Source organism: Methylobacterium sp. J-078, assembly GCF_022829285.1.
In the GTDB taxonomy this organism is placed as follows: domain Bacteria; phylum Pseudomonadota; class Alphaproteobacteria; order Rhizobiales; family Beijerinckiaceae; genus Methylobacterium.
Window position 1 is genome coordinate 14,620 of sequence record NZ_JAKSYI010000096.1, and the last position, 24,240, is coordinate 38,859.

The window sequence follows — 24,240 nt, forward strand, 5'->3', positions numbered from 1 at the left end:
TCAACCCTGGGACTCTCCCGGCACGCGGCCCTCAGGCCAGGAAGGTCCGCAGGGCCGCCAGGGTCGCGTCGGGGTTCTCCTCGGCGAGGAAATGGCCGGACGTGACCTCGGCGGCAACGGCACCTGGCGCGAAGGTGCGCTGCCAGGCGGCCAGCGGCGTCTCGGACTCACGGTCGAGGTAGCCGTCGCCGGTAAGGATCAGGGTCGGGCAGGTCAGTTCGCGCCCGGCGGCTAGGTCCGCGAGGTCGGCCTCGCGGTCGCGGGTGGCCCCCGCGCGGTAATCCTCGCAGAAGGCGTGGATGCGCTCGGGCACGTTCCAGGCCTGCCGGTAGAGGTGCAGGGCGGCGGGCGCGAAGACCTTGAGGGATTTGTCCCCGCTCCAGTCGCGCAGGAGCCCCTCGAAGTAAGAATCCGCGTCGCGGCCGATGGCCTGCTCGGGGCCCGGTGCGGCCTCGGCCAGGAAGTGCCAGTGCGAGGGCTTGCGCGGGTTGGCCTCGATCCGCTCCCACTGGACCAGGGTCGGCAGGATGTCGAGGAGAGCGAGGCGAGCGATCCGCCCTGGCTCGTCGAGGGCGAGGCGGTAGCCGATGCGCGCACCCCGGTCGTGCCCGACGAGGGCGAAGTGGACGTGGCCGAGCGACTCCATCACCGCCACCACCTCGGCCGCCAGCGTCCGCTTGGCATAGGCCTCGTGGCGGGGGTCGCCCTCCGGCGCGGCCGACCAGCCGTAGCCCTTGAGGTCGAGGCAGACCACGCGGTGGCGCTCGGCCAGCGCCGGCGCGATCCGGTGCCAGCAGGCATGGCTCTGCGGGAAGCCGTGGAGGAGGAGCACCGGACTCCCGTCCTCCGGTCCGCCGACGCGGGCGAAGAAGCGCCCGGCCGGAACGTCGATCCATCGGGCTGCGAAATCGGGGAAGAGATCAGTGGTCACGGGCGGCGCCTCCGGCGGGGGCCGGGGGAACGCGCGCCCTGGGCCAGCGGTTCGCGGAGCCTTGCCCCGTTCCTGGCTCTCCGCCTCAGCCCTTCGACTTCGCGCCGCGTTGGACATCCATGTAACGCCGCAGAACCGCGTTCATGCGGGTCTGGTAGCCACGGCCGTCCCGCTTGAAAAAGTCGACCACATCGCGGTCGAAGCTCGCGTGGATGGACACCTTCGGCGAGGGCAGGCGGGTCGTGGCGCGAGCCCACTCGTCCTCGTGGATCGTGGCGGGGTTCTCTGCATCCTCGACTGCGATCCGCTCGATCTCATCCTCGGACAGCGCCTTCAGTCGAGCCCAATCCGTCCTGTCCTGCGGGGGCTTAGAAGCCTTGCTGACCGGCATCGTACAATCTCCTCTCCATTCGGTTCGCGAGTCGGGCGGAAATGATCCGCTGCTTTCCGTCACGTGGCGTGAAGGTGATGTTCAGGATGACCCCGTTGAGTGCGACGATCATGTTGAAGCGCGCCTCCCCATAATCGCGCCGCGCGTCTTCCCGGATCAGCGCGAAGCGGCCATCGAAGGCGTCGTCCAGGCCGGCAAACCCGATACCCCGGAGCCGGAGATTGGTCTCGCTCTTCAGATCGTCCCAGGCGGTGCGCTCGCGTTCACCCATCGCCGCAATGTACATAAAATATGTACATTGCGGGAAAGCCGCACCCGCAAAAATGTGTCCGGGCAAAATGCCCGGCCGCGCGCCCTGCGGCCTCACGGATGCCGCCTCGGGATTGACGCCCGGCCCGCGCAGCGGGCACACCCAACCATCGTGGATCGCTCAAGAATCCGCACCCAAAAAATCCACGAGGAGACGCGCATGGACCGGCCCACCGTTCCTGCCCCGCAGGCGACCCGCACGGCCCGCGTGACGGGTCTCTCCGCATGAGCGGCGCGGCCCTCGCCGAACGGCCGGCGACCGGCGCCCAGCCCGTCGATGCCGCCCTGCGGGCACGCATCCTCGCGCTCCGCGACGGCCTTCTGCACGGGCTCATCGGCGCCGACGCCATGGTCGAGCGCCTCCTCATCGGTCTCCTCACCGGTGGCCACCTCCTCATCGAGGGTGCGCCCGGCCTCGCCAAGACCCGCGCGGTCAAGCGCCTCTCGGACGGGCTCGACGGCAGCTTCGCCCGCATCCAGTGCACCCCCGACCTGATGCCCGCCGATCTCACCGGCACCACCGTGTGGCGCCAGGATGCCGGCGATTTCGAGTTCCTGCCCGGTCCCCTGTTCCATTCCCTCGTCCTCGTCGACGAGGTGAACCGCGCGCCGCCGAAGGTGCAGTCGGCTCTGCTCGAGGCCATGGCGGAGGGGCAGATCACGGTCTCGGGCCACACCCATGCCCTGCCCGACCCGTTCATGGTGGTGGCGACCCAGAACCCGATCGAGCACGCGGGCACCTTCCCGCTGCCGGAGGCGCAGCTCGACCGCTTCCTCCTCCACGTCCTGGTGGAGATGCCCGACGAGGCCGCCGAGCGCCGCATCCTCGACCTCGTGGAGGGCGAGCTCAACCACCACGCCGAGGCGATGCCGGTGCGGCTCTCCGTGGCGGAGATCCGCGCCGCCCGCGAGGCCGCCCTCGGCGTCTACGTCTCCCCGGCCCTCAAGGATTATCTCGTGCGGCTGGTGGCCGGCACCCGCACCGATGCGGCGGCCCCGGATCTGCGCGCCGCCATCGAGCACCCGGCCTCCCCGCGCGGCACCCTGGCGCTGATGGTCGCCGGCAAGGCGCGGGCCTACCTGCGCGGCCGCGATCACGTGATCCCCGAGGATGTGGCGGAGCTCGCCGCCGACGCCCTGGCCCACCGCATCGGCCTGACCTGGCGCGCCGCCGCCGAGGGCCAGACGGCGCGGGGCATCATCCGCGGCCTCGTCCAGCGGGTGCGGGCGCTCTGAGCGGGACCATGACCGTGCCGAGCCCGGCCCAAGCCGCAGCCGCAGCCGCCCTGCCGGACACCGACCCGCTGATGGCGCCGGGCATCCACCTCTCCGGCGAGGCGCTGATGGGCCTGCGCCACCTCGCCCGGCGCGGAACCGGCCCGGCCACCCGGACGCTTGCGGGCCTGCCCGGCGGGATCGTGACGCGGCGGCGCGGACGCGGCTCGGAGCCCGACGACGTGCGCCTCTGGTCGGAGGGCGACGACCGCCGGCACATCGACCGCAACGCCACCGCCCGCACCGGCATCCTGCACGTGCGCACCCACCACGACGAGCGCGACCGCGCCGTGGTGCTCCTCGCCGACGTCAGACCCTCGATGCTGTTCGGCACCCGCCGCGCCCTGCGCTCGGTGGCGGCGGCCGAGGCCCTGGTGCTGCTCGGCTGGCGCATCGTCGGCGACGGCGGCCGCATCGGCCTCGTGGCGGCGGGGGCCGGCGAGCCCGTGGTGGTGCGCCCGGCCGGCGGCGAGCGGGCGATGACCGCCCTCACGGGCGCCCTGGCGCTGGCCCACGCCCGGGCACTGGCCGACGACACCCGCGCGGACCCGCCCCTCGCACCCGCCCTGACCCTGGCCCAGAGCCTGCTGCCTTCCGGCGGCCACCTCGTCATCGGCAGCGCCCTCGACGGGCCGGGGGAGGATTTCGACCCGCTCCTGACGATCATGGCCGAGCGCCTATCGATCCGCCTCGTCCTCGTGAGCGACGCCTTCGAGCGCGCCCGGCCACCGGGCTTCTACCCCTTCGCCACGCCGGACGGGCGGCGCGGCACCGTGCAGGCGAGCCGGGCCGACCGGGCCTCCCCGGGCACCGACGCCCGCCTCATCGCCTATGCCCAGCGCGGAATCGCGGGCCTGCGCCTCGACGTCGAGGCCGGTCCGGAGGCCTACGCGCCGCTGATGGAGCGCCTCGATGCGATGCTGTAGGGCGCCCCGCCGACCGGGAGCGGTCCGGTGACGCCCGATGTCCCGCCGGGCCTCGATCAGCTGCGCGGCCTGCACCTGCCCGCCGAGGCGGGGTCCACGCAAGGGGCGGTGATGCTCGCCATCGCGCTCGGGTTCACGGCGGCCCTGGTCCTCGGCCTGCTGCGGTGGCTGCGGGCGCGCCGGCGCGGCTCCGTCCGGCGCGCGGCCCTGGCCGAGCTGGCCGCCGCCAACGCCCTGCCGCCGGAGCGTCGCCGGGTCGCGCAGGCGCAGCTCCTGCGCCGCCTCGCCCGCACTCTCCAGGGCGACGCGGCGGCGGCTGCGCAGGGGACAGCCTGGGCCGCCACCCTCGACGGGCTCTTCGCCACCACCTTCTTCACCGCCGGCGCGGGCCGGATCTTCACTGAGGGACTCTACCAGCGCGGCGCCCCCGAGCCCGGCCCGGTGGACGCCGAGCTGGCGCGGCTCTTTGCCCGGATCGGGGCCTGACATGCTGACGGGTCTCGCACCCCACTGGCTCACCGCCCTCGCCTCGGCCTTCGACCTCGCGAGCCCCTACGCGCTGCTGCTCCTGCCCCTGCCGCTCCTGGCGGCCCGGCTGATGCCGCCCGAGCGGGTCGGGGCGAGCGGCGCGCTCCGGGTGCCCCCCTCCCTGGTGGCCGAGGCCGCCCGGGGCGACAGCGTGGCGGCGCGCGGGCGCGGCCGCGCCATCCTGGTCTGGACCCTGTGGGCGGCCCTGGTGGTCGCCCTGGCGGGGCCCCGCCTCGTCCTGCCGGCCACCGCCCTGCCGGCCTCGGGCCGCGAGATCATGCTGGTGATGGACCTGTCCGGCTCGATGGAGCGGCGCGACTTCGCCCTCGACGGCCAGACCGTGACGCGCCTGACCGCCGTCAAGCGGGTCGGCACCGACTTCATCCGCCGCCGGGCCGGCGACCGCATCGGCCTCGTCATCTTCGCCAACGAATCCTACGTCGCCGCGAGCCCGAGCTTCGACACCGCCACCGTCGCCCGTGCCCTCGACGAGGCCACCATCGGCCTCGTCGGCCGCTCCACCGGCATCGGCGACGGCCTCGGCCTCGCCCTCAAGCGCCTGACCCCGGCCGGGCCGGAGGCCGAGGGCGCGCCGCCCGCCACCGCCAAGGTGGTGATCCTGATGACCGACGGCGCCAACAATGCGGGCCAGACCACGCCCCGGGACGTGGCCGGCCTCGCCAAGGAGCTCGGCGTCCGCGTCCACACCATCGCGCTGGGCCCCCGCGACCTCTCCAACGCCGAGGGCGAGCAGGACGTGGTCGACACCGAGACCTTGCGGGACATCGCGGACCTCACCGGCGGCCGGATGTTTCGCGTGAAAACCACCGAGGACCTCGTCGCCATGGCCAACGCCATCGACGACATTGAGGGCGGCCGCGCCAAGGCGCCGCCGGTGCCGCTGCGGAAAGACCTCTGGCCCTGGCCCGCCGCCCTCGCCTTCCTGGCCGCGGCCGGCCTCCTCGCGTCGCGGCGGACCGCATGAGCCTCCTCGACACATTCCTCGGGACCTGCGCTATCCTGCGGCCCTGGTGGCTGGTGGCGATTCCCCTCGTGGCCGCCCTGGCGCTGCGCGCCGCCTGGCGCTCGGCGCCGCTGGGCGACTGGACCCGGGCCGTCGATCCCGGCCTGATGGCACTGCTCGCCCGGCGTGGGGCGGTGCTGGGCGGGCGCCGGCAGGCGAACCTCGCCGCGGCGATCGCGGCCGGGCTCGTCGCCCTGGCCCTCACCGGCCCGGCGGTGGAGCGCCCGGACGCCGCGACCTTCCGCAATCTCGACGCCACCGTGGTGGTGGTCGACCTGTCGCGCTCCATCGCGGAGGGCGGGCACCTGAAGGACGTGCGCCAGGTCGCACAGGGCGCGGCCGAGGCCGCCGGCACCCGCAGCGTCGCCGTGGTGGTCTATGCCGGGGACAGCTATCTCGCCGCCCCGCCCACCACCGACCGGGACGCCCTCGCCTCGACCCTCTTCGCCCTCGACGGCGACACCGTGCCGGACCGGGGCACCCATCCCGAGCGCGGCCTCGCCCTGGCCCGCCGCACCCTGGAGGAGGCCGGCGTGATCGCGGGCGACGTGGTCCTCGTCACCGACGGCGACGGCATCGGCGACGCGGCCTTACGCGAGGCCACCGCGATCCGGGCCAAGGGCTGGCACCTGCACGGGCTCTTCGTGCCCGCCGGGCCCGGCCTGCCGGCGGGCTCGCCCAAGCCCGACCGGGGCGCCCTCGAGCGCCTGACCGACGCGGGCGCGGGCCGCTTCGCCCTCCTCGACAGCCCCGCCCCGGTCCTCGACGCGGTCGGCGCCAGCACCGCCCAGCACCTTGCCGCCGGGGGCTACACCGTGCTGGCCTTCGCCGATCTCGGGCGCTGGCTCGTGCTGCTAGCCCTGCTGCCGGCCCTCGTCCTATTCCGCAGGAGCGCCTGATGGCGATCGGTTCGTTGTCCGCCCGCCTGCCCGTTCTTCCCCAGGGGTGGACCCGCTGGGCGCGGCTGGGCGCCCTCGGGCTCGCGGGTGCGGGCATCCTCGGCCTCACCGCCACGGCGCAGCCGCGCACCAGCCTCGGCCGCGCCCTGATGGGGGCCGGGCTGCCCGGGGCCGCCGCCTGGGTGCTCGACGATCCGGCCTGGCGCGGCCCGGCCCTCTACCAGGCCGGGCGCTACACGGAAGCCGCCGCCCTGTTCCGCAACGGCGGCCGGCGCAACGCCTACAACCTCGGCAACGCACTCGCGAAATCCGGCGACCTGCAGGGGGCGCTCGACGCCTACGACGCCGCGCTCCAATACAACCCGCGCGACGCCGACGCGCAGGCCAACCGCTCGCTGATCGCCCGCCTCGTCGACGAGGGCGCGGGCGATCTCGGCAAGGGCGGCGGCGTGGCCAACGCCACCGCCACGGTGGGCGCGCGCTACAACAAGACCTCGAACCAGGACCCCAACGACGACACTCAAGCCACCTCCAGCGGCGAGGGCCTGGCCGGCAACAAGGAGGGCGGCACCACCTCCTCGACGCCGGGCAACAGCAAGGTGGCCCGGCGCGGCAAGGCCGAGCAGGTCTCGGTGGATTCCGGCAAGGGCGAGGCCCGCGGCTCGGCCAGCGACGCGGCGGGGCGGGGCCGCACGGGGGCGGGCTCCGCCATGGTCGCGGCCGCCCCCGAGCGGGAGGTGCGCCGGGTGACGAAGAGCTTCGAGGCCCACGAGATCCGCCCCGACCGCCTCTGGCTGCAGACCCTGCCGGACGATCCCGGACGCTATCTCAAGCTGCGCCTGAAGGCGGAGCACGCGGCCCGCGTCGAGGCCGGCACGGCGGTGCCCGGTGGGAGCAATCCATGGTGAGCGTTCGGTCCGCGTTTCGGAATCGGCGTGGCGTCCTCGCGGCCGGCCTCGCCTTCGTCCTCCTCGCCCCCCTCCCCCTCCGCGCCGAGATCGGCCCCGGCGACCTCACCCTCACGGTGACGCCGGAGCGCAACGGCAACGCCGATCCGTTCTCCCGTGAGATGGTGCTGCTGCGCATCCACGGGGTCTACCGCCAGCCGATCCTGCTGGAGGAGGTGATCCAGCCGTCGCTGGCCAATTTCAGCTGGACGCAGCTCGGCCGCGACGCCTGGTCGAAGACCCGCCTGCCCGACGGGCAGGTGGCCATCGCCTTCGACCGCGTGGTGGCGATCTTCCCGCACCATCCGGGCGACTTCACCATCGATCCGTTCCTGCACCGCCTCACCGTCAACGACGGCGGCAAGCGGGTCGTGGTCGACGTGCCCTCGGCCCCGGTCACCTTGCCCGTCGCCACCTGGACGAAGCCGGTGGGCGGGCCGGACGCCAAGGAGCCCTGGTGGCTGCCGGCCAAGGACGTGACGATCACGGATTCCTGGAGCCCCGACCCCGAGACGGTGAAGCTCGGCGAGACCACCCGGCGCATCGTTACCCTGGAGGCGCAGGGCATGGTCGCGGAAGGGTTGCCGCCCCGGCCCGTGATGCGCACGCGCGGCATCCTCACCTTCGCGGGGCCGGTCACCCGCGAGACCCTGATCACCCCCTCGGGACCCGTGGCCCGCGTGACCTACCAGTGGGACGTGCGCCCCGCGATCGAGGAGATCATCCCCCTCGACGCGATCGTCATCCCGTGGTTCGACACCGTCTCGCGCACCCTGCGCGAGGCCGAGATCCCCGCCCGCCAGATCGGCGGCGGACTGCCCGACCGGGACGACGAGGCGAAACCCGTCCTCGCGGCCTCCCCGATCGTCGTCGCCTCCGCCGCGGTGACGGCCTTCGGCCTCGGTCTCGCCCTGCTCGGCTTCGGCTCCGGGGGCGCCGGGCGCCGGCGCCTCGACGGCCGCACCCGGCGCGCCCTGCGCCGGGCCGCCACGGCGCGCGACCCCCGCGCCTTTCGCGCCGCGCTGGCACCCGCCCTCCAGGGAGACCCGGACCTCGCACGGGCCTGGCGCCGGCAGCCCGACATCGCCGCCGGACTCGACGCCCTCGACCGGTCGCTCTACGCGCCCGGCGCCCCGGAGACGCAGGGTCCGGGCCCCGATCTCGCCGGGCTCGCGGCGGGACTGTCGCGGCCCGTCAGGATGCCGCCGACGGCCGCTCATCCGCCGGATCGCCTCGCCCCCCTCGACGGTTCCGCCGCCCCGCGCCGGTGAGGGCGGCTATTCCCGCCGCAGGAGGCGGTCGACGATGAGGTTCGACCAGCGCCGGTCCTTCATGGAGGCTTCGAGGGCGGCGGGGTCGTAGCGGGTTCGGACCCAGTCCTCGAAGCCGATGGGCGCGCGGGCGGCCGCTTCGAGATAGGCCCTGAAGAAGTGGCCCAGGATGCCGGTCTTGGCCTGCCGGACATGGCCGTAGCGCAGCGCGAGCTGGCGCATGGCCTGGGCGGGCGCCACCTGCTCCTGGAACACGAGGTAGAGGGCGGCGGCGAGGCCCGCGCGGTCGGCGCCGGACTTGCAGTGGATCAGGGCCGGATACTGGATCGTCTCGAAGATCCGCTTCAAGTCGAGGATGGTTTGGGGCTCGGGCGCCGCGCGGGAGCGCAGGGTGATGGTCCGGAGGTCGAGGCCCAGGGCCCGGCAGCGCTCCTGCGCCAGCGGCCAGGAGCCGTATTCCGGCTCGCCGCGCAGGCAGACGAGGGTCCGGATGCCGTCCCGGGCCATGCGGGTGATCTGGTGGGGGGCGGGCTGCGCCGAGCGCCAGAGGCGGCCGGCGCCGACCCGGTGCCGGTTGAGGTAGACCAGCCGGAACAGGCCGTGATCCCGGAGGAGCATGTTCGCCCAGGCCCGCAAGCGGTCGCCGCGCCCGGTGATGGGCCGCTCCCAGCGCGCGATCCGAGCGAGGCGCTCCACGTTGCGGCGCTCGTAGTCCCGGCCTCGACCCCATCGCGCCATGATCCGGCCGATCCTCAGCGCGTCCGTTCCTTGGGGAAGTGCAGGATCGCCAGGCGATAGGTCCGCAGCATGGCGATGGTGATGGCCACGATGAACCCGTACACGCCGCCGGTGACGTGCCGCTTCATGAAATAATACTTGAAGAAGACCAGCAGCGGCTCGAAGGCGATCCGCACGGGGGTCAGGGGCGATTTTTTCTTAACCTCCCCGGTCTGCAACCGATAATAGAGAATATTCTTTTCCACCAGATGCGCGATCGAGCGGATCGACTGGTGAAAGATCGGCGCGCGGATCCGGCCCCTGTGGGCGGCCGGGATCTTCACCTCGTCGAAGACGGCGCTGTCGGGGAAGCGGCAGCGGGTCCGGTCATAGAGGCGGACATAGGTGTGGTAGTCGGCGAAGGGGCGTGGCCGCGCATCGCCGGGATAGACCTGGGTGATCCTGAACTCGAACCCGTGGATGTCCTCGGGGATCGGCGCCGCGAGCAGGCGCGCCAGTTCCGCGCGGGTCGCCTCCGTGAGCCACTCGTCCGCGTCGAGATTGAGGATCCAGTCGTGGCTCGCCATCGTCTCGGCGAAGCGCTTCTGCTGACCGTAGCCTTCCCAGTCGCGGTGGAGGCAGGTCGCCCCGAAATCCCGGCAGATCTCCAGGGTGCCGTCGGTGCTTCCGGAATCGACCACGATGATCTCGGAGACGAGGCCCCGCACGCTCTCGAGGCAGCGCAGGATGCGGTCGGCCTCGTTCTTCGTGATGATCGTGCACGTAACGGGTCGTCGTAGGGCCGGATCAGGCTTCACCTGGGGATCTTCCCGTCGCTGGTCCCCGGCTTCGTAGCGGCGGGACCGGCGTTTCACAACTCGCCCGAAGGCTCGGCACCGGCCGCCCGGCGCGGCGCACCGGGCGGGGTGGGACGAGCGGGCCGCGCGCCTACTTCTTGTCGTGGCTGTGGCCGTGGGCATGTCCGTCATTGGCCGAGTGTACCGGCTTGCCGTCGCGGGTCAGTTCGCGCCCCTCGCTGACGCGCGGGTCGTCGCGATGGGCGGGCCCCCCCGAGACACCGCCCGTGTTCGGGATGGGGAGGGTGGGATTGGCTGCGTTGCCGTGGCCGTCGATGGCGGCGGCGGGACCCGCCAGGGCGGTCATCACCGCGAGGGAGAGCAGGGTGGTCATGGTACGGGTCATCGGTTCGTCCTCGTTGTCCGCGGCATCGTCGGCCGCGTCGAGGTGGGAGATGGGCCCGCCGCTTGGCTGCCGATTGCCGGAAGTATGACGAAGTATGTCCGACGCGACCGCAGGCCGCCCTCAGGGGACAGTGCGCGGCAGGCGGATCTCGACGCGCAGGCCACCGCCCGGCCGGTTCTCCAGGCCGATCGTGCCGCCCTCGGCCTCCACGACCCGGCGGGCGATGGCGAGGCCCAGGCCGGTCCCGCCGGTGCCGCGATTGCGGGAGCCCTCGAGTCGGACGAAGGGCTCGAAGGCCCGATCCAGCGCCTCGACCGGAATCCCCGCCCCGTCGTCATCGATCCGGAGCCGGAGGCACGTCGCCTCGACCGTGAGGCCGATACGGGCCCGGTCCCCGTACCGCACGGCATTGTCGACGACGTTGTCGAGCGCGCGCCGCAGCGCCACACGACGGATCGTGGCGAGGGCGCGCGGCGGTCCCTCGTAGGAGACCGCGTGCCCGGCATCCTGGCCGGCATCGGCGAGGCTCATCAGCACGCTCGCGACGTTGGTCACCGCGCGCGGTTCCGGATTGGCGTCGCCGCGCAGGTAGGCGAGCGTGGAGTCGATCATCGCCTGCATGTCGTCGAGGTCGGACGCCATCGCCCGGCGCTCCGCGGTGTCGGCGACCCCGTCGAGGCGCAGGCGCAGGCGGGCGATGGGCGTGCGCAGGTCGTGGGAGACGGCGGCGAGCGCCTGGGTGCGCTCTGTGACCAGGGTGTGGATGCGCCGCTGCATTCCGTTGAGGGCCCGCGCGATCGCACGCGTCTCGTCCGGTCCCGCCTCGGGCACGGGCACGACCCGGCCATGCCCGATCAGGCCGGTAGCTCGGGTCAGGTCGCGCAGGGGGCCGGCGATCCGGTGGGTGAGGATCACCGCGGCGAGGCCGACGAGGACGGCCATGCCGGTGGCGAGGAACGCCCAGGGGTTCCGCCGGGCCGTGCTCGGCGCGTGGGCCGAGCGGAAGGTGAGAAGGCTGCCGTCGGCGAGGGGCAGGCTGCCGCCGAGATCCTGGTGCAGGGGGTCCCCCGCGTCGAAAGTCAGGGCGAGCCCGGCGGCGAGGCTCGGATCCAGGGAGGTCAGGCGGTCGTGGAGGGCGGCCAGGGCCGGGTCGCTCCGCGCCGGGGACGGCATGGGCGCCTCCGACCAGCCGATCTCGAAATGCGGGGTGGAGAGGGCCCGCGCCTCGGCGCCGCGCTCCGGACCCGGCCGGCGCAGCACGGCCTCGCGGGCGAGGGCGAGCTGATTGGCGACCTGGATGGCGAAGGCGTCGTCGGCGGCAGCCACGGCCGACTGGCGGTACAGGAGCAGGGCCGCGCCGTGGACCGCGAGGATCGCCAGGAGCAGCACGGCCAGCGTGCGGCCCTCGAGGCTGCGCGCCAGAGAGCCGAGGCGCAGGACCGCGCGCTGCGGGGCGCCGCCTCGCCCGGCGCGAGGGCGCTTCATGCGCGGATCACCGTCGCGGCCAGCAGGTAGCCCGAGCCGCGCACGGTCTTGATGACGGGCGGCCCGCCCTCGGGCGGTTCGAGCTTGCGCCGGAGACGGCTGACCAGGGTGTCGACGCTGCGGTCGGATGGCGATCCGAGGCGGGCACGCGACAATTCGAGGATCTGTTCGCGGCCGAGCACCCGCCCCGGATGATCCAGGAAGACGAGGAGAAGGTCGTATTCCGCGCCCGAGAGATCGACGGCCGCCCCCTCGGGATCGACGAGCGCGCGGCTGCGCAGGTCGAGGCGCCAGCCGGAGAACGTGAGGGTCTCGGTGGCGCGGGTGGCGGGCGCGGGGGCGAGGACGGAGCGCCGCAAGACAGCCCGGATGCGGGCGAGGAGTTCGGGGCGCCCAAACGGCTTGGCGACGTAGTCGTCGGCTCCGAGTTCGAGGCCCAGGACCCGGTCCGCCTCCTCGCCACGGGCACTGACGACGATGACCGGCACGCTACTCCGGGTCCGCAACGCCCGCAGGAGGTCCAGCCCCGAGGCGCCGGGCAGCATCACGTCGAGCAGGATGAGGTCGATGCCGCCCTCTGGAAGCAGGCGCCACATCTCGGCGCCGCTTCGGCAGGTCGTGACGCGAAAGCCGCTCTCGCGCAGGGCGCGGGTCATCAGCAGGCGCAGGCCGTCGTCGTCCTCCACGATGAGGACGTGCCCCATGGGGGCGTGGCTTGCCTCCGGAACGCCGGCTCCCGACACAGGATTCATGGGGCTGCCTTCGTCCGAGCCGCTCCCCCCGGTTCTTCGGGCAGGCGGGCGACGGGCGCAAGGCCGCGTGACCGAAGCCGCGGGCGCCGAGACCGGTTTGACTTAACCTTCCGTTTACCCTGATCGGCGACGGCTGGGGGATCAGAGGGTTCGGTGATGCGGAGCGGCATGACGGCACGGTTCGGGCTCGCGGCGGCGGGATTGCTCGCGGGCCTGCTGCCGGCGGGTGCGGCCGATCTCGTGGAGCCGTTCGCACCACTGCCGGGCACCGCGCGGGGTCCGGACCTCGCGCCGATGCCGCGCTACTTCCCGCGCGCGGAGGGCGAGGATTCCACCGGCCGTCGCTTCGCACCCGTCCGCCGCCAGGCCCTGCGCTGCCGGGTGCGCCGGGTTCCGATCCCCACCGATGCGCCCGACGATCCGAGCTATGTCGGCTCGGCCTACGGCCTGGGCAAGCCGAGCTATTACGGCTTCACGCCGCCGCTGGGGGTGGACGATCCCTACGGCCGTCCCCTGCTGCCCTACTGTCCCTGACGGCTGGCGCCGGGGCGTCCGGGTGATTAGGTCTGGCGCCGTTCGTCGGACGCATGCACGAGGTCGCCCCTTGTCCCACACTTCCCTCTCCCGGTTCACGGCGGTCGCCCCCTTGCGCGCCGCGGTCGCCGCCTGGCGCGGGGCCGGCGACCGCGTGGTGCTGGTGCCCACCATGGGCGCCCTGCATGCGGGCCACCTCGCCCTGATGGCGCGGGCGAAGACCCTCGGAGAGCGCGTGGTGGCGAGCATCTTCGTCAATCCGACGCAGTTCGGCCCCAACGAGGATTTCTCGCGGTATCCGCGCGACACCGAAGCCGATCTGGCGCTTCTCGCCGAGGCGGGGGTCGATGCGGCCTACCTGCCGGAGGTCTCGGAGATGTACCCCGCGCACTTCTCGACCCGGATCGAGGTCGACGGGCTCACCGAGGGCCTTTGCGGGGCCTACCGGCCGGGGCACTTCTCGGGGGTCGCCACCGTGGTGACGAAGCTCCTCAACCAGGTCCAGCCGGATCTCGCGCTGTTCGGCGAGAAGGATTTCCAGCAGCTCCTCGTGATCCGGCGGGCGGTGCGCGACCTCGACCTGCCCGTGGAGATCCAGGGCGTGCCGACCCTGCGCGAGGCGGACGGCCTCGCCCTGTCCTCGCGCAACCGCTACCTCGACGCCGAGGCGCGGGCCCGAGCGCCGCGCCTGCACGCGGTCCTGTCCGGCATCGCCGCCGGCCTGGCGGACGGTGCGGAGGCGGGCCCGCTCCTGGAGCAGGGCCGCGCCGAACTCGCGGCGGCGGGCTTCGACCCGGTGCAGTACCTCGAAGTCCGCGACGCCGAGACCCTGGCCCCGCTGGAGCGGGCCACGCGGCCCGCCCGGGTGCTGGCGGCGGCCTATCTCGGCCGCACGCGCCTCATCGACAACGTGCCGGTGGGTTAGGCCCGGCCGGCACCGAGCGGGTTCGCCCGGAAGAAGTCCAGCATCGCCCGCGAGGCGTCGGGTCCACGCGGATCGGTGTAGCTGCCGGCCGGGCTGCCGCCGGACCAGGCATGGCCGAGGCCGCGCACGATCCAGCCCTCCACCGCGACCCGGCCGGTCCCGTCCGCGTAGCGGGTGCGGGTGTAGGACAGTCCGCCCGGGCTCACCGCCTCGGCGCTCTCGGGCGTCAGGCCCTCAATGCCGGCCTGGGCCAGGGCCTGCTCGCCGTTGCGCAGGTTGACCGTGCCGTCGCTCTCGCCGTGGAACACGATGGTGGGCACGCGAACCTCGGACATCGTGCAATCGGCCGAAGCCACGGGGCCGAGGCGCATGACGCTCAAGGCCGTCGAGACGTCGCGGGCGCAGCCGGCGGCGAGACCCGAATGGATGCCCACCGCCGCGTAGAGGTCGGGGTAGACCCGCGCGATGTTCACCGCCGCCGCGCCGCCCGCCGACAGGCCGGCGATGTAGACCCGCGCCGGGTCGACCCGGTGCTCGGCGATGATCGCCCGGGTCAGCCCCGCGATAATGCCGGCCTCGCCGGAATCGCGACCCTGGTCGCCCGGCTGGAACCAGTTCCAGCATCGCTGGCCGTTGGCCCGCCCGCTCTGGGCCGGGTAGGCCACGAGGAAGCCCTCCGCCTCGGCCAGGGCGTTCATGCCCGTGCCGGCCGCGAAATCGTCGGGCCCCTGCGTGCAGCCGTGCAACATCACCACCAGGGGCAGGTTCGGCCGGGCGTCGCTGGGAACGAACAGCTTGTAGTCCCGCCCGCCGGCCGCGTTGGAGAAGCTGTGCTCGGTGAAGCTGCCGCCCTCGGTGAGGGGCGCGCGCTTCTGATTGAAGCCGCCGAGCCCGCCCAGGCCGCCGGGGAGGCCTGCGCCGAGACCCGAGCCGCCGAAACCCGCGCTCGGCCCGAAGTTGGGACCCGCGTTCTGGCTTCCCCCGCGCCCGGCCTTGCCGAGGCCCCCGAGCACGGGGGCGATGCCGCGCGTCACGGTCTCGACGACCTTGCGCAGCTTCTCGGGAAGGATCGCGGCGAGGGGTGCCTCCTCCGGTGCGGCGGCCGGCGCAGCCTTCGCCTTGGCGGCGGGACGCTCCGGCCCCGGGCCGGTCTCGATGCGCTCGGCCACGAGGTCGATCGTGTGGGGGGCACTCACCGCCCCGCGCCCGGAGCCGGGCGTCGGCGATCCGGCGGAATGGGCGCCGGGCTGGCCCATCCCGTTCAAGCCGCGCTGGAGAAGATCCGTGGCGTCCTGCAGGCGCCCGGCGGCCGTGAGGCGTGTCGCCTCCATCATGTCGGCGAGGCGGTCCTGCATCCGGTTCGAAGGATCGGTCATGGGTTTCGCTTTCCAATTCGGCGCGAGGCCGAACCATGCGAGGTCGGGAACGCGGGGAGACACGCTGTCTTACGAACCCCGAAGATTTCCTTCGAAGCGATGGGGTTCGGTTTCGCTCTTGGATCGAGCGGCCGCATCGGGCTCGTCTTCAGAGGAGCCGATCGGCCAGGGCGGCCTTCACGTCCGGCGTCGCCTGCAGGCTGCCCATCACCTCGATCGACGCGATGGCATCGCGGGCGAGTTCGGGAGTGACGTCGGGGGCGATGCTGGCCAGGCCCAGCACCCGGATGTCGAGGCGGATCCCGCTCGCGCGCGCCGCCTCGAGTTCGGCCCTGTCGTAGCGGCGCAACCCGAGTTCGACGCCCTTGCGGGCCACGGATTGGCGCGTGACCTCGCCGTGGCGCGCGATCTGGTTGCGCACGGCGGTGCGGATGAAGTCGCTCCGGTTGGCGTAGACGCTTTCCGAGACGAGCAGGTCGATGTGACCGAGGTCCACGAAGCCGAGATTGATCGTGATCTTCTCGGTATCGCCGACCCGGATCGGGGCCTTCGGCTTGTCGACGAGATCCAACATCACACCTTCCCGCTACCATCCACCTGGATGGTATATGGGAGGCTCATTCTGCGTTGCAATATGAATTGTTTTGCATCGCACAATAGCCGGGAGGGGCGATGGCGGGATGGGGCTTGGTTCCCTCGAACTCGTTAACCCCGGGCCGCGACGAATGTTCGCTCGGCATCACGCCGACCCGTCCTCGCCGAGATAGGTGCGCCAGACCGCGTTGCCGCCGAGGGTGGCGATGAACGCCTCGTGGGCCGCGCGCTCGGCCTCCGTCAGGCGGTGGCGCAGGCGGCGCGGCCCCGTCGGGTGGCTCTCTCCGGCGCCGTCCAGAAGAGTCACCGGATCGTGGGTCTCGACCATGGCGAGACCGAGGCTGGTCTGCTTGCCGCCGAGAAGCTCGACATAGACCTCCGCCAGGATCTGCGCGTCGAGGAGAGCGCCGTGCTTGGTCCGCCGCGTGGTGTCGATGCCGTAGCGCGAGCACAGGGCGTCGAGGTTGTTGGCCGCCCCCGTATGCTTGCGGCGGGCGAGTTGCAGGGTGTCGACGACGTCGGCCGGATCGATGGGCGGGGGCGCGGCCGCTCCCAGGCGGGCATACTCCATGTTGAGGAAGCCGACGTCGAAGGGCGCGTTGTGGATCACCAGAGGCGCGTCGCCGCAGAAGGCGCGGAATTCGTCGACGATGTCGGCGAAGAGCGGCTTGTCGGCCAGGAAGGCGTCGGAGATCCCGTGCACCGCGAAGGCGCCCTGCGAGACCGGCCGGGTCGGGTTGACGAACTTATGGAAGGACTTGCCGGTCTGGACGTGGTTGATCAGCTCGACGCAGCCGATCTCGATCAGGCGGTCGCCGTTCTTGGCGTCCGTGCCGGTGGTCTCGGTGTCGAGAACGATCTCGCGCAGCATCGAAGGGTCCTGAAAGGTGGCGTTCCGCCACCGGACCATGCGCCCTCCTAAGACGGCGTCAAGGCGCGGTCGTGTTCCCGCCCAGGCGCCGGATGATCGCTGCGACCTCCGCCTCGGCGTGGTCGAAACCGAGGCTGGTGTCGAGGACGAAGTCGGCCCGCGCGCGCTTCTCGGCATCGGGCAGCTGCTTGGCGCGGATCGCCTCGAAGGTCGCGGCATCCAGGCCGGGGCGGGCGAGCACCCGGGCGCGCTGCACGTCCTCGGGCGCCGTGACGACCAGCACCGCGTCGCAGCGCGCCTCGGCGCCGGTCTCGAACAGGAGCGGGATGTCGAGGAGCACCAGGGGCGCGTCGGCGTGGCGGGCGAGGAAGTCGCTCGCCGCCGCCTGGGCCAGGGGGTGGACCAGGGCCTCCAGAGCGGCCAGGCGCTCAGGCGATCCGAGGACGGCCTCGCGCAGGCGCGTCCGGTCCACCGCGCCGTCCGGCGCCAAGGTGCCGGGAAAGGCCGCGCCGATGGCGGGCGCCGCCGCGCCGCCGGCCGCGTAGAGGGCGTGCACGGCGGCATCCGCATCGTGCACCGGCACGCCGTGGCGGGCGAACATCGCGGCGGTGGCGGACTTGCCCATGCCGATCGACCCGGTGAGGCCGAGGATGCGGGGGCGGGTCATGCGAGATCCGCGACGATGCGGGCGCGCAGGTCCGGCGTCACGCTCGGGGTGACCCGGAACCAGCGGGCGAAGCCCGGCACCGCCTGGTGCAGCAGCATGCCGAGGCCGTCCACCGCCGGAAGGCCTCGGGCCCGCGCGGCGGCCAGCAGCGGCGTCTCCAGGGGGGCGTAGACGATGTCGGCGACGGCGGCGTCCGGGGCCAAGTCGATGAGGTCGAGGACGAGGGGCGGATGGCCGACCATGCCCAGCGAGGTGGTGTTCACGAGGAGCCCCGTGCGCGCCAGGGCGGCGGGCAGGTCCAGCCAGCTCACCGCCTCGACCCGGGCGGGGTCGAGGGTCACCAGGGCCTCGGCGCGCTCCAGCGTGCGGTTGGCGACCCAGATGCGGGACAGGCCGCGCTCCAGCAGGCCGACCACGATGGCGCGGGCGGCTCCTCCGGCGCCGAGCACCAGGGCGGTGCCGGCGCCCCGTTCGGTCCAGTCCAACCCGAGGGTCTGGTCGAGATGGGCGATGAAGCCCGGCGCGTCGGTGTTGTCGCCGCAGAGGCGCTCGGACCCGTCGAAGAACAGGGTGTTGACCGCCCCGATTTTCTCCGCGCGCGGGGTGAGCGACTCCACCAGCCGGAAGGCTGCCTCCTTGTGCGGGATGGTGACGTTGCCGCCGGCGAACCCGTTCTCGCGCAAGGAGGCCAGGAAGGCCGGAAAGGCCTCGGGCGTCACGTCGATCCGCTCGTAGGTGCCCGCGATGCCATGCTCGGCCAGCCAGTGACCGTGGATCAGGGGCGAGCGGGAATGCCCGATCGGATGGCCGACGACGAAGGCGCGGGTCATGGGGTGCAGTCTCCGGCGAGCGCACAGGCGGGTCCCCCCGCCTCCTCGATCTGAAGCGTGGCGTGCCCGATGCCGAAGCGGGCCTTCAGTTCGGCGGCGGCGGTGTTGAGGAAGGCGTTGCCCGGGTGGCCTTCCGCCATCACCAGATGGGCCGTCAGGGCGATGTCGGTGGTGCTCATCGGCCAGATGTGTAGGTCGTGCAGGTCTGTGACGCCGGGACGCGCCCGCAGGTAGGCGCCCACCGCCGCCGGGTCGATGCCGGGGGGCACCGCCGAGAGGGACATCACGACGCTGTCGCGCAGGAGGCCCCAGGTCGCCCAGACGATCAGGCCGGCGATGACGAGGCTGACCACGGGGTCGATCCAGGCCGCACCGGTGAGCACGATGATGAGGCCAGTGACGACCACCCCGGCCGAGACGGCGGCATCCGCCACCATGTGCAGGTAGGCGCCGCGGATGTTGATGTCGCTGCTGCCCGAGGCGAAGAGCCAGGCGGTGGCCCCGTTGATGAGGATGCCGATGCCGGCCACCACCATCACGGTCAGGCCCGCCACCGGCTGCGGCTCGGGGGCGATCAGGCGGGCAACCGCCTCCCAGGCGATGGCGCCGGTGGCCACCAGCAGGAAGACTGCGTTGAACAGGGCGGCGAGGATCGAGGAACCGCGCAGGCCGTAGGTGAAGCGGGCGGTGGGCGCGCGCTTGACCAGCACCGAGGCGATCCAGGCGACGATGAGCCCGAGCACGTCCGAGAGGTTGTGGCCGGCATCCGCCACCAGGGCCATGGATTCGCTGGCGAAACCGTAAATCGCCTCGATGATCACGAAGGCGATGTTGAGGGAGATGCCGATGGCGAAGGCCCGCCCGAAGGTGGCCGGCGCGTGGGAATGGCCCCCATGGGAATGCCCGCCACCCCCGTGCGCGTGGCTATGGTCGTGGTGATCGTGCGCGTGCTCGGCCATCAGATCCGCCTCGGTTCAGCGCCTTCCCTCCCGCCTTGCGCGGAGGGATCGCGGGTGGGGGGTGGTTCCGCCGGCCTCGGCCGGCTGAGGGTCACCCAACCACCCCCACCCCTAACCCCTCCCCGCAAGGAGGAGGGGAACGCGTCCTTCCCCGAAGGAAACGCGCTGATTGGGACCGCTCACCCGAAACTCGGCTTCACGGCGGCCAGGATCACGATCAGGATCATGAGGAGCGTCGGCACCTCGTTGAGCACCCGGTAGAACCTGTGGCCCCGCGTGTTCCGGTCGGCCGCGAAGTCCTTGACCATCCGGGCGAGCCAGCCGTGGACGCCGCTCATCGCCAGCACCAGGACGAACTTCGCCTGGAGCCAGCCTGCGGCGTAGTAGCCGCTCATCCAGGCCAGGATCAGCCCGAAGATCCAGGTCGCGATCATGGCGGGCGTCATGATCGCCTTCAAAAGGCGCCGCTCCATGACCTTGAATGTCTCGGACTGGGCCGCCGCGTGCGGCCCCGGCACCAGGGCGGCGTGATAGACGAACAGGCGCGGCAGGTAGAGCATCGCCGCCATCCAGGAGATGAGCGAGACGAGGTGCCCGGCCTTGAGCCAGGGGTAGAGGCTGTCCACCCCTCAGCCCCGGAGCCGGGCCAGCATGCGCTCGACATGCGCGATCGGCGTCTGCGGCGTGATGCCGTGGCCGAGGTTGAAGATGTGCGGCAGGCCGTCCGTGGCGGCCAGCACCCCGTCCACCGCCGCGTCGAGGGCAGCGCCCCCCTCGATCAGGGTCTCGGGATGGACGTTGCCCTGGGTCACCGTGGTGGCGGGCACCCGGTCGCGCAGGGCCTTGAGGTCCACCGACCAGTCGACGCCGACCGCGTCGGCGGCGGTCTCGGGCACCACGCGGGCATGGCCGTCGAGGCCGGAGCCGCGCGCGAACACGATGATCTTCGCGCCCGGCACGCGGGCCCGGACCCCGGCGATCATCCGGGCGATGGGCTGGAGCGACCAGCGCGTCAGGGCATCGCGTTCGCCGGCCTCGGGCAGAGCGCTCTCGGAGACGTCGTTGACCGCCTCCTCGGCGGGCTCGCCCGCGCCGCGCGCGTCGGGCAGGGCACCGGCATGGGATTCGAAGATCTGCACCGCGTCGGCCCCGGCCTCGAGCTGGCGCACGAGATACTCGGTCTGCACCGCGACGAGGCGGTCGATCAGCGCCTCCACCAGGGCGGTGTCGGCCTGAGCGAGCGCCCGGGCGGGAGCGAGGTCCGGCGTGCCGCGCCCGCCGATCATGTAGCTCGCGACCGTCCAGGGCGCGCCGCAGAAGCCGAGCAGCGTGGTCTCGTTCGGCAGTTGCGCCCGCAGGCGCCGAACGGTCTCGAAGACCGGGGCCAGGTGCGCGAAAATCGCGGGATCGCCGGCCTCGCGCAGGCGCTCGAACTCGGCCCGGCCCGCCATGGCGTCGAGGCGCGGCCCCTCCCCTTCCACGAAGCGCACGTTCTGGCCGAGGGCGTCCGGGATCACGAGGATGTCGGAGAACAGGATCGAGGCCTCGAAGCCGAAGCGCCGGATCGGCTGGAGCGTCACCTCGGTGGCGAAGTCCGGATTGTAGCAGAGGTCGAGGAAGGAGCCGGCCCGGGCCCGAACCTCGCGGTATTCCGGCAGGTAGCGCCCGGCCTGGCGCATCATCCAGGCGGGGGGGCGGCTCTGCGCCTCGCCCGCGAGAACCCGCAGGACCACGCGGTCGGTTTCACCGCGGTCCTCTGCAACAGCCTGGCTCATCCGATCTCCGACGTCCCGATCCCTTGGGAGCGGGTTGTAGCACCGAAGCGTCGGATGTCCTCCCCTCGAAAACCCCTTCCCTTCGGTTCGTCGCAGAGGCGCTCCGGACGTCGTCCCCACACCGGCCTTCTAAAAGGAAAGAGAGATTCTAGGACTCTGTTTTTTCTTCTGGATGGGCTCAACGCGGGAGCGGAAAACCGTCCACAGGGCGTCCCCGCCGCCACGGCGTTAAGCAGGCTTTAACGGATTGGGTCCAATGTCCCGGATAGGCGATGTGCAACAGTGCCTTGCGTGCGCTCAACGGACGAGGTGCGCCCCGCGCTCCCGGATTCTCCCAAACCCGCGCCGGAACGGCGCCGGTTCGATCGGTTGTTGACGCCGGAGTCGACAAGCCGGGGCAGGGACCGGCTGGACCCCTCGACGAAGCCGGCTTATCCACCCTTATCGACTCCCCTGACCGTGCCCGGTGGACAAGACCGCACGCGGTCCTGGCCGCGAGGCCGGAGGAGACTGCCCCTCGATGAGCCGTAGTTATTTTCACCTGCACCTCGTGTCGGATTCGACCGGCGAGACCCTCATCAACGTGGGTCGCGCGGCCGCCGCCCAGTACGAGGGCATCTCGGCGATCGAGCACGTCTATCCCCTGGTGCGCTCGGGGCCCCAACTGGAGCGGGTGATCTCCGAGATCGAGGCCGCGCCCGGCCTCGTGCTCTACACCCTGGTGGGGCACGACCTCACCGAGCGCCTGGAGGCGGCCTGCCGCGAGACCGGCTCGCCCTGCCTCTCGGTGCTGCAACCGGTCCACGCCCTGCTGCAATCCTATCTCGGGGCGGATTCGACGGCCCGGCCCGGCGCCCAGCACATGCTCAACGCGGAGTACTTCAAGCGCATCGACGCGATGAACTTCACGCTCCTGCACGACGACGGCAACCTGCCGCCCAACGTGGACGAGGCGGACGTGATCCTCATCGGCGTCAGCCGCACCTCGAAGACCCCGACCGCGATCTACCTCGCCAATCGCGGCCTGAAGACTGCGAATTTCCCCCTGGTGCCGGGCATGCCCCTGCCCGAGAGCCTCGAGAACGCGCGAAAACCCCTCCTCGTCGGGCTGCTGGCCAGCCCCGAGCGCATCGTGCAGATCCGCCAGAACCGGCTCCTCAGCCTCAAGGCCGACGATTCCTCGCTCTATGTCGACCGCAGCGCCGTGGCCGACGAGATCGCGGCCTGCCGCCGGCTCTGCGCCAAGCACCGCTGGCCGACCATCGACGTGACGCGGCGCTCCATCGAGGAGACGGCCGCCGCCATCGTCGACCTGCACCGCGAGCACCGCCTCAAGTTCATCGCATCCTGAAACCGGGGCTCCCATGACCACGGCTCCCATGAGCGCGACCCTCTGGCGCGGGGCGCAGCCCCTGCTGCTCGCCTCCACCAGCCCGACCCGGCGCGGCCTCCTCGAAGGGGCGAGCCTCACCGTGGAGACCGAGGCGCCGGGGGTGGACGAGCGCGCCGTGGAGGCGGCCTGCGGCGGCCTGGCGCCCGACGCTCTTGCGCTGCGGCTGGCGGAGGCGAAGGCGGGCGCCGTGGCGGCGCGCCGGCCCGGCCGCGTGGTGATCGGCGCCGATCAGGTGCTCGATTGCGACGGGACCCTGTTCCACAAGCCGGCGGACCTCGCTTCGGCCCGCGACCAGATCGGGCGCCTCGCCGGGCGAAGCCACGCCCTGCATTCCGCCGTGGCCCTGGCGGTGGACGGCGCCGTCGCCGAGCGCTTCGTGGCGACGGCCCGCCTCACGATGCGGCCCCTCGATCCGGGACAGATCGCGGCCTACGTGGATCTGGCGGGCGCGGACACGGTTCAGGCCAGCGTCGGCGGCTATCAGCTCGAAGGCCTCGGCATCCACCTGTTCTCGGAGATCGCGGGCGACCATTCCACGATCCTCGGCCTTCCGCTGCTGCCGCTCCTGGCGCGGCTGCGGGACCGGGGGTTGCTCGCTTTCTAAGCAGGTTCGCGTTGGCAAGCCAACGCGAACCTGCTTAGCTCTTTGATATGTCGCAGGTTTTAGCCGCAAAACCGGCGACCACTTTTGCGAAACCTGCTTAGGATCGACTTCACCTCACGAGGCCCGGCATGACCCGATTCCCCCGCTTCCTCCTCGGCTCCCTTCTGCTGACGCTGGCCTCAGCCCCGGCCTCGGCCGCGAGCTTCCCCTGCGACAAGGCGGAGACGCCCGACGAGAAGGCGATCTGCGCGCACCTCCCCCTCAACGACCTCGACGTCGAGATGGCGACGCGCTTCGAGATCCTGCGGGCCATGCTGCCCATGGGCGGCAACGCCAAGCTGCGCGAGGACCAGGAGACCTGGCTCACGGAGCGCCGCACCTGCGGCGCCGACACCGCCTGCCTCAAGCAATCCTACGAGGGCCGGCTGAAGACCCTGCGGGCGGTGTTCTCGGAGTTCGCCAAGCAGGGCCCGCTGTAGTTGCAAGGTTGACGGATTCTCGGCAAGGCTGCGCCCTATCCGATCTTCTCTGGACGCCGAGTCTCGTATCGTGGGTGTCTCCGTCGGCGCAACCATCCGAATCAGCGATCGCCTCCGGCCCTCGGCGCGCGCGCTGATCTGGTTCCTCACGTGGTTGGTGATTATCGGACACCCCCTCACGAGCTCTTTCTATTGGGGCTTCATGCTGGATACGGGCGTCTTGCCGCACGATGCGGACAGCATCGGCATTCCGATCTTCGCCGACCTGATCGGCGCCCTGATCACGGCCGTCCCGATGCTCGGCCTGACGAAGCTCGCCCTGGTCTTCAAGACCGGCCCGTTTCGCCTCTGGAGCTGGAGCGGGTGCCGGCCGATCCTATCGACCCTCTGGTCCATCGGTCTCGGAGGCCCCGCGATCTATCTGGCGTCTCTGATCGTGCGTGACGTCGTCGATCCGAAGTCTTGGTACGATTATGTCTGGTTTCCGCACATGGCGGTGTTGATCGTTTGGTTACTCGTCCTGCGGGGGGCCGCTTTGTCTCGTGACGGTGCGCGCTGAGTTCACGTATCGACCT

29 protein-coding genes are annotated in these 24,240 nt (G+C 72.2%); 13 read left to right on the plus strand and 16 right to left on the minus strand.

From position 1 onward, the window contains the following. Window positions 1-31: 31 nt before the first annotated feature. The 3 genes from MKK58_RS14880 to MKK58_RS14890 all read right to left on the minus strand — a co-directional run bounded on the left by MKK58_RS14880 (window position 32) and on the right by MKK58_RS14890 (window position 1,734). Window positions 32-931: an alpha/beta fold hydrolase gene (locus tag MKK58_RS14880; RefSeq protein WP_243912784.1), complete on the minus strand. Its 900-nt coding sequence runs from the start codon at window positions 929-931 to the stop codon at window positions 32-34. A gap of 85 nt (window positions 932-1,016) precedes the next feature. Beyond that, entirely contained in the window at window positions 1,017-1,322 is a 306-nt protein-coding gene (locus MKK58_RS14885) for a BrnA antitoxin family protein (protein WP_243912785.1), read from the minus strand. After that, a complete protein-coding gene (locus MKK58_RS14890) occupies window positions 1,300-1,734 on the minus strand; it encodes a BrnT family toxin (protein WP_243912786.1) in 435 nt (144 codons plus the stop codon). The genes MKK58_RS14885 and MKK58_RS14890 overlap by 23 nt, the downstream gene beginning before the upstream one ends. A 122-nt stretch (window positions 1,735-1,856) precedes the next feature. Between MKK58_RS14890 and MKK58_RS14895 the strand changes: the two genes are divergently transcribed. From MKK58_RS14895 to MKK58_RS14925, 7 genes are all read left to right on the plus strand, one after another. Then, the gene (locus MKK58_RS14895) at window positions 1,857-2,867 is read left to right on the plus strand and encodes an AAA family ATPase (protein WP_243912787.1); all 1,011 of its coding nucleotides are present in this window, start codon (window positions 1,857-1,859) and stop codon (window positions 2,865-2,867) included. 71 nt (window positions 2,868-2,938) lie between these two features. After that, on the plus strand, window positions 2,939-3,832 hold the full coding sequence (locus tag MKK58_RS14900; RefSeq protein ID WP_243912897.1) for a DUF58 domain-containing protein: 894 nt from the start codon (window positions 2,939-2,941) through the stop codon (window positions 3,830-3,832). 27 nt (window positions 3,833-3,859) lie between these two features. Continuing rightward, window positions 3,860-4,318, plus strand: a complete 459-nt coding sequence (locus MKK58_RS14905; protein ID WP_243912788.1) for a DUF4381 family protein — start codon at window positions 3,860-3,862, stop codon at window positions 4,316-4,318. Window position 4,319: 1 nt separating this feature from the next. After that, window positions 4,320-5,345 (plus strand): VWA domain-containing protein, encoded by a 1,026-nt coding sequence (locus MKK58_RS14910; RefSeq protein WP_243912789.1) that lies wholly within the window; start codon window positions 4,320-4,322, stop codon window positions 5,343-5,345. Further along, window positions 5,342-6,283 (plus strand): vWA domain-containing protein, encoded by a 942-nt coding sequence (locus tag MKK58_RS14915; RefSeq protein WP_243912790.1) that lies wholly within the window; start codon window positions 5,342-5,344, stop codon window positions 6,281-6,283. Before MKK58_RS14910 ends, MKK58_RS14915 begins: the two co-directional genes overlap by 4 nt. Then, the gene (locus MKK58_RS14920) at window positions 6,283-7,191 is read left to right on the plus strand and encodes a tetratricopeptide repeat protein (protein WP_243912791.1); all 909 of its coding nucleotides are present in this window, start codon (window positions 6,283-6,285) and stop codon (window positions 7,189-7,191) included. The genes MKK58_RS14915 and MKK58_RS14920 overlap by 1 nt, the downstream gene beginning before the upstream one ends. Next, window positions 7,185-8,501, plus strand: a complete 1,317-nt coding sequence (locus tag MKK58_RS14925; protein WP_243912792.1) for a hypothetical protein — start codon at window positions 7,185-7,187, stop codon at window positions 8,499-8,501. Before MKK58_RS14920 ends, MKK58_RS14925 begins: the two co-directional genes overlap by 7 nt. Before the next feature lie 6 nt (window positions 8,502-8,507). Here the strand turns inward: MKK58_RS14925 and MKK58_RS14930 are convergent, their stop codons facing one another. The 5 genes from MKK58_RS14930 to MKK58_RS14950 form a co-directional block, all read right to left on the minus strand. Then, window positions 8,508-9,239, minus strand: a complete 732-nt coding sequence (locus tag MKK58_RS14930) for a tyrosine-protein phosphatase (RefSeq protein ID WP_243912793.1) — start codon at window positions 9,237-9,239, stop codon at window positions 8,508-8,510. Window positions 9,240-9,253: 14 nt separating this feature from the next. Next, entirely contained in the window at window positions 9,254-10,036 is a 783-nt protein-coding gene (locus MKK58_RS14935) for a glycosyltransferase family 2 protein (RefSeq protein ID WP_243912794.1), read from the minus strand. 130 nt (window positions 10,037-10,166) lie between these two features. Next, on the minus strand, window positions 10,167-10,421 hold the full coding sequence (locus MKK58_RS14940; protein ID WP_243912795.1) for a hypothetical protein: 255 nt from the start codon (window positions 10,419-10,421) through the stop codon (window positions 10,167-10,169). Window positions 10,422-10,541: 120 nt separating this feature from the next. Further along, a complete protein-coding gene (locus tag MKK58_RS14945; protein WP_243912796.1) occupies window positions 10,542-11,906 on the minus strand; it encodes an ATP-binding protein in 1,365 nt (454 codons plus the stop codon). Continuing rightward, a complete protein-coding gene (locus MKK58_RS14950) occupies window positions 11,903-12,658 on the minus strand; it encodes a response regulator transcription factor (protein WP_243912797.1) in 756 nt (251 codons plus the stop codon). Before MKK58_RS14950 ends, MKK58_RS14945 begins: the two co-directional genes overlap by 4 nt. A 168-nt stretch (window positions 12,659-12,826) precedes the next feature. Between MKK58_RS14950 and MKK58_RS14955 the strand changes: the two genes are divergently transcribed. Continuing rightward, entirely contained in the window at window positions 12,827-13,192 is a 366-nt protein-coding gene (locus MKK58_RS14955) for a hypothetical protein (protein ID WP_243912798.1), read from the plus strand. 70 nt (window positions 13,193-13,262) lie between these two features. Further along, complete coding sequence (gene panC / locus MKK58_RS14960; protein ID WP_243912799.1) at window positions 13,263-14,117, plus strand: pantoate--beta-alanine ligase; 855 nt, start codon at window positions 13,263-13,265, stop codon at window positions 14,115-14,117. On the opposite strand, the gene MKK58_RS14965 is transcribed toward panC, so the two are convergent. The 8 genes from MKK58_RS14965 to MKK58_RS15000 form a co-directional block, all read right to left on the minus strand. Then, window positions 14,114-15,493 carry an alpha/beta hydrolase family esterase gene (locus tag MKK58_RS14965; RefSeq protein ID WP_243912800.1) on the minus strand — a complete coding sequence of 460 codons (1,380 nt, stop codon included), beginning with the start codon at window positions 15,491-15,493 and terminating at the stop codon, window positions 14,114-14,116. The genes panC and MKK58_RS14965 overlap by 4 nt on opposite strands. A gap of 148 nt (window positions 15,494-15,641) precedes the next feature. Continuing rightward, window positions 15,642-16,067 carry a CopG family transcriptional regulator gene (locus tag MKK58_RS14970; RefSeq protein WP_243912801.1) on the minus strand — a complete coding sequence of 142 codons (426 nt, stop codon included), beginning with the start codon at window positions 16,065-16,067 and terminating at the stop codon, window positions 15,642-15,644. A gap of 165 nt (window positions 16,068-16,232) precedes the next feature. Next, window positions 16,233-16,958, minus strand: coding sequence for a DNA polymerase III subunit epsilon (gene dnaQ / locus MKK58_RS14975; protein ID WP_243912802.1), 726 nt, complete (start codon window positions 16,956-16,958; stop codon window positions 16,233-16,235). 58 nt (window positions 16,959-17,016) lie between these two features. Then, complete coding sequence (gene coaE, locus MKK58_RS14980; protein WP_243912803.1) at window positions 17,017-17,625, minus strand: dephospho-CoA kinase; 609 nt, start codon at window positions 17,623-17,625, stop codon at window positions 17,017-17,019. Then, window positions 17,622-18,455, minus strand: a complete 834-nt coding sequence (locus tag MKK58_RS14985) for a shikimate dehydrogenase (protein WP_243912804.1) — start codon at window positions 18,453-18,455, stop codon at window positions 17,622-17,624. Before MKK58_RS14985 ends, coaE begins: the two co-directional genes overlap by 4 nt. Then, window positions 18,452-19,414, minus strand: a complete 963-nt coding sequence (locus MKK58_RS14990) for a cation diffusion facilitator family transporter (RefSeq protein ID WP_243912805.1) — start codon at window positions 19,412-19,414, stop codon at window positions 18,452-18,454. The genes MKK58_RS14985 and MKK58_RS14990 overlap by 4 nt, the downstream gene beginning before the upstream one ends. Before the next feature lie 179 nt (window positions 19,415-19,593). Continuing rightward, window positions 19,594-20,040 (minus strand): protoporphyrinogen oxidase HemJ, encoded by a 447-nt coding sequence (gene hemJ, locus MKK58_RS14995; protein ID WP_409565252.1) that lies wholly within the window; start codon window positions 20,038-20,040, stop codon window positions 19,594-19,596. Window positions 20,041-20,043: 3 nt separating this feature from the next. Next, on the minus strand, window positions 20,044-21,189 hold the full coding sequence (locus MKK58_RS15000) for a uroporphyrinogen decarboxylase (RefSeq protein WP_243912806.1): 1,146 nt from the start codon (window positions 21,187-21,189) through the stop codon (window positions 20,044-20,046). A 520-nt stretch (window positions 21,190-21,709) separates the two neighbouring features. On the opposite strand from MKK58_RS15000, the gene MKK58_RS15005 reads away from it, so the two are divergent. From MKK58_RS15005 to MKK58_RS15020, 4 genes are all read left to right on the plus strand, one after another. Further along, window positions 21,710-22,540 (plus strand): pyruvate, water dikinase regulatory protein, encoded by an 831-nt coding sequence (locus tag MKK58_RS15005; RefSeq protein WP_238281337.1) that lies wholly within the window; start codon window positions 21,710-21,712, stop codon window positions 22,538-22,540. Window positions 22,541-22,568: 28 nt separating this feature from the next. Next, entirely contained in the window at window positions 22,569-23,186 is a 618-nt protein-coding gene (locus MKK58_RS15010; RefSeq protein WP_243912807.1) for a Maf family protein, read from the plus strand. Between the two features lie 128 nt (window positions 23,187-23,314). Further along, window positions 23,315-23,665: a lysozyme inhibitor LprI family protein gene (locus tag MKK58_RS15015; RefSeq protein WP_243912808.1), complete on the plus strand. Its 351-nt coding sequence runs from the start codon at window positions 23,315-23,317 to the stop codon at window positions 23,663-23,665. 70 nt (window positions 23,666-23,735) lie between these two features. Further along, the gene (locus MKK58_RS15020; RefSeq protein WP_243912809.1) at window positions 23,736-24,224 is read left to right on the plus strand and encodes a hypothetical protein; all 489 of its coding nucleotides are present in this window, start codon (window positions 23,736-23,738) and stop codon (window positions 24,222-24,224) included. Window positions 24,225-24,240 lie beyond the last annotated feature (16 nt).

Bases quoted from the DNA above. Each gene is read 5' to 3' on its own strand.
- coaE (WP_243912803.1), bottom strand. From the start codon at position 17,625: ATGACCCGCCCCCGCATCCTCGGCCTCACCGGGTCGATCGGCATGGGC.
- MKK58_RS14925 (WP_243912792.1), top strand. From the start codon at position 7,185: ATGGTGAGCGTTCGGTCCGCGTTTCGGAATCGGCGTGGCGTCCTCGCG.
- MKK58_RS14940 (WP_243912795.1), bottom strand. From the start codon at position 10,421: ATGACCCGTACCATGACCACCCTGCTCTCCCTCGCGGTGATGACCGCC.
- MKK58_RS14955 (WP_243912798.1), top strand. From the start codon at position 12,827: ATGACGGCACGGTTCGGGCTCGCGGCGGCGGGATTGCTCGCGGGCCTG.
- MKK58_RS14985 (WP_243912804.1), bottom strand. From the start codon at position 18,455: ATGACCCGCGCCTTCGTCGTCGGCCATCCGATCGGGCATTCCCGCTCG.
- MKK58_RS15015 (WP_243912808.1), top strand. From the start codon at position 23,315: ATGACCCGATTCCCCCGCTTCCTCCTCGGCTCCCTTCTGCTGACGCTG.
- MKK58_RS14895 (WP_243912787.1), top strand. From the start codon at position 1,857: ATGAGCGGCGCGGCCCTCGCCGAACGGCCGGCGACCGGCGCCCAGCCC.
- MKK58_RS14965 (WP_243912800.1), bottom strand. From the start codon at position 15,493: ATGACCGATCCTTCGAACCGGATGCAGGACCGCCTCGCCGACATGATG.
- dnaQ (WP_243912802.1), bottom strand. From the start codon at position 16,958: ATGCTGCGCGAGATCGTTCTCGACACCGAGACCACCGGCACGGACGCC.
- MKK58_RS14970 (WP_243912801.1), bottom strand. From the start codon at position 16,067: ATGTTGGATCTCGTCGACAAGCCGAAGGCCCCGATCCGGGTCGGCGAT.
- MKK58_RS14945 (WP_243912796.1), bottom strand. From the start codon at position 11,906: ATGAAGCGCCCTCGCGCCGGGCGAGGCGGCGCCCCGCAGCGCGCGGTC.
- MKK58_RS14930 (WP_243912793.1), bottom strand. From the start codon at position 9,239: ATGGCGCGATGGGGTCGAGGCCGGGACTACGAGCGCCGCAACGTGGAG.
- MKK58_RS14920 (WP_243912791.1), top strand. From the start codon at position 6,283: ATGGCGATCGGTTCGTTGTCCGCCCGCCTGCCCGTTCTTCCCCAGGGG.
- MKK58_RS14915 (WP_243912790.1), top strand. From the start codon at position 5,342: ATGAGCCTCCTCGACACATTCCTCGGGACCTGCGCTATCCTGCGGCCC.
- MKK58_RS14990 (WP_243912805.1), bottom strand. From the start codon at position 19,414: ATGGCCGAGCACGCGCACGATCACCACGACCATAGCCACGCGCACGGG.
- MKK58_RS15010 (WP_243912807.1), top strand. From the start codon at position 22,569: ATGAGCGCGACCCTCTGGCGCGGGGCGCAGCCCCTGCTGCTCGCCTCC.
- MKK58_RS15005 (WP_238281337.1), top strand. From the start codon at position 21,710: ATGAGCCGTAGTTATTTTCACCTGCACCTCGTGTCGGATTCGACCGGC.
- MKK58_RS15000 (WP_243912806.1), bottom strand. From the start codon at position 21,189: ATGAGCCAGGCTGTTGCAGAGGACCGCGGTGAAACCGACCGCGTGGTC.
- MKK58_RS14910 (WP_243912789.1), top strand. From the start codon at position 4,320: ATGCTGACGGGTCTCGCACCCCACTGGCTCACCGCCCTCGCCTCGGCC.
- MKK58_RS14900 (WP_243912897.1), top strand. From the start codon at position 2,939: ATGGCGCCGGGCATCCACCTCTCCGGCGAGGCGCTGATGGGCCTGCGC.
- MKK58_RS14885 (WP_243912785.1), bottom strand. From the start codon at position 1,322: ATGCCGGTCAGCAAGGCTTCTAAGCCCCCGCAGGACAGGACGGATTGG.
- MKK58_RS14950 (WP_243912797.1), bottom strand. From the start codon at position 12,658: ATGAATCCTGTGTCGGGAGCCGGCGTTCCGGAGGCAAGCCACGCCCCC.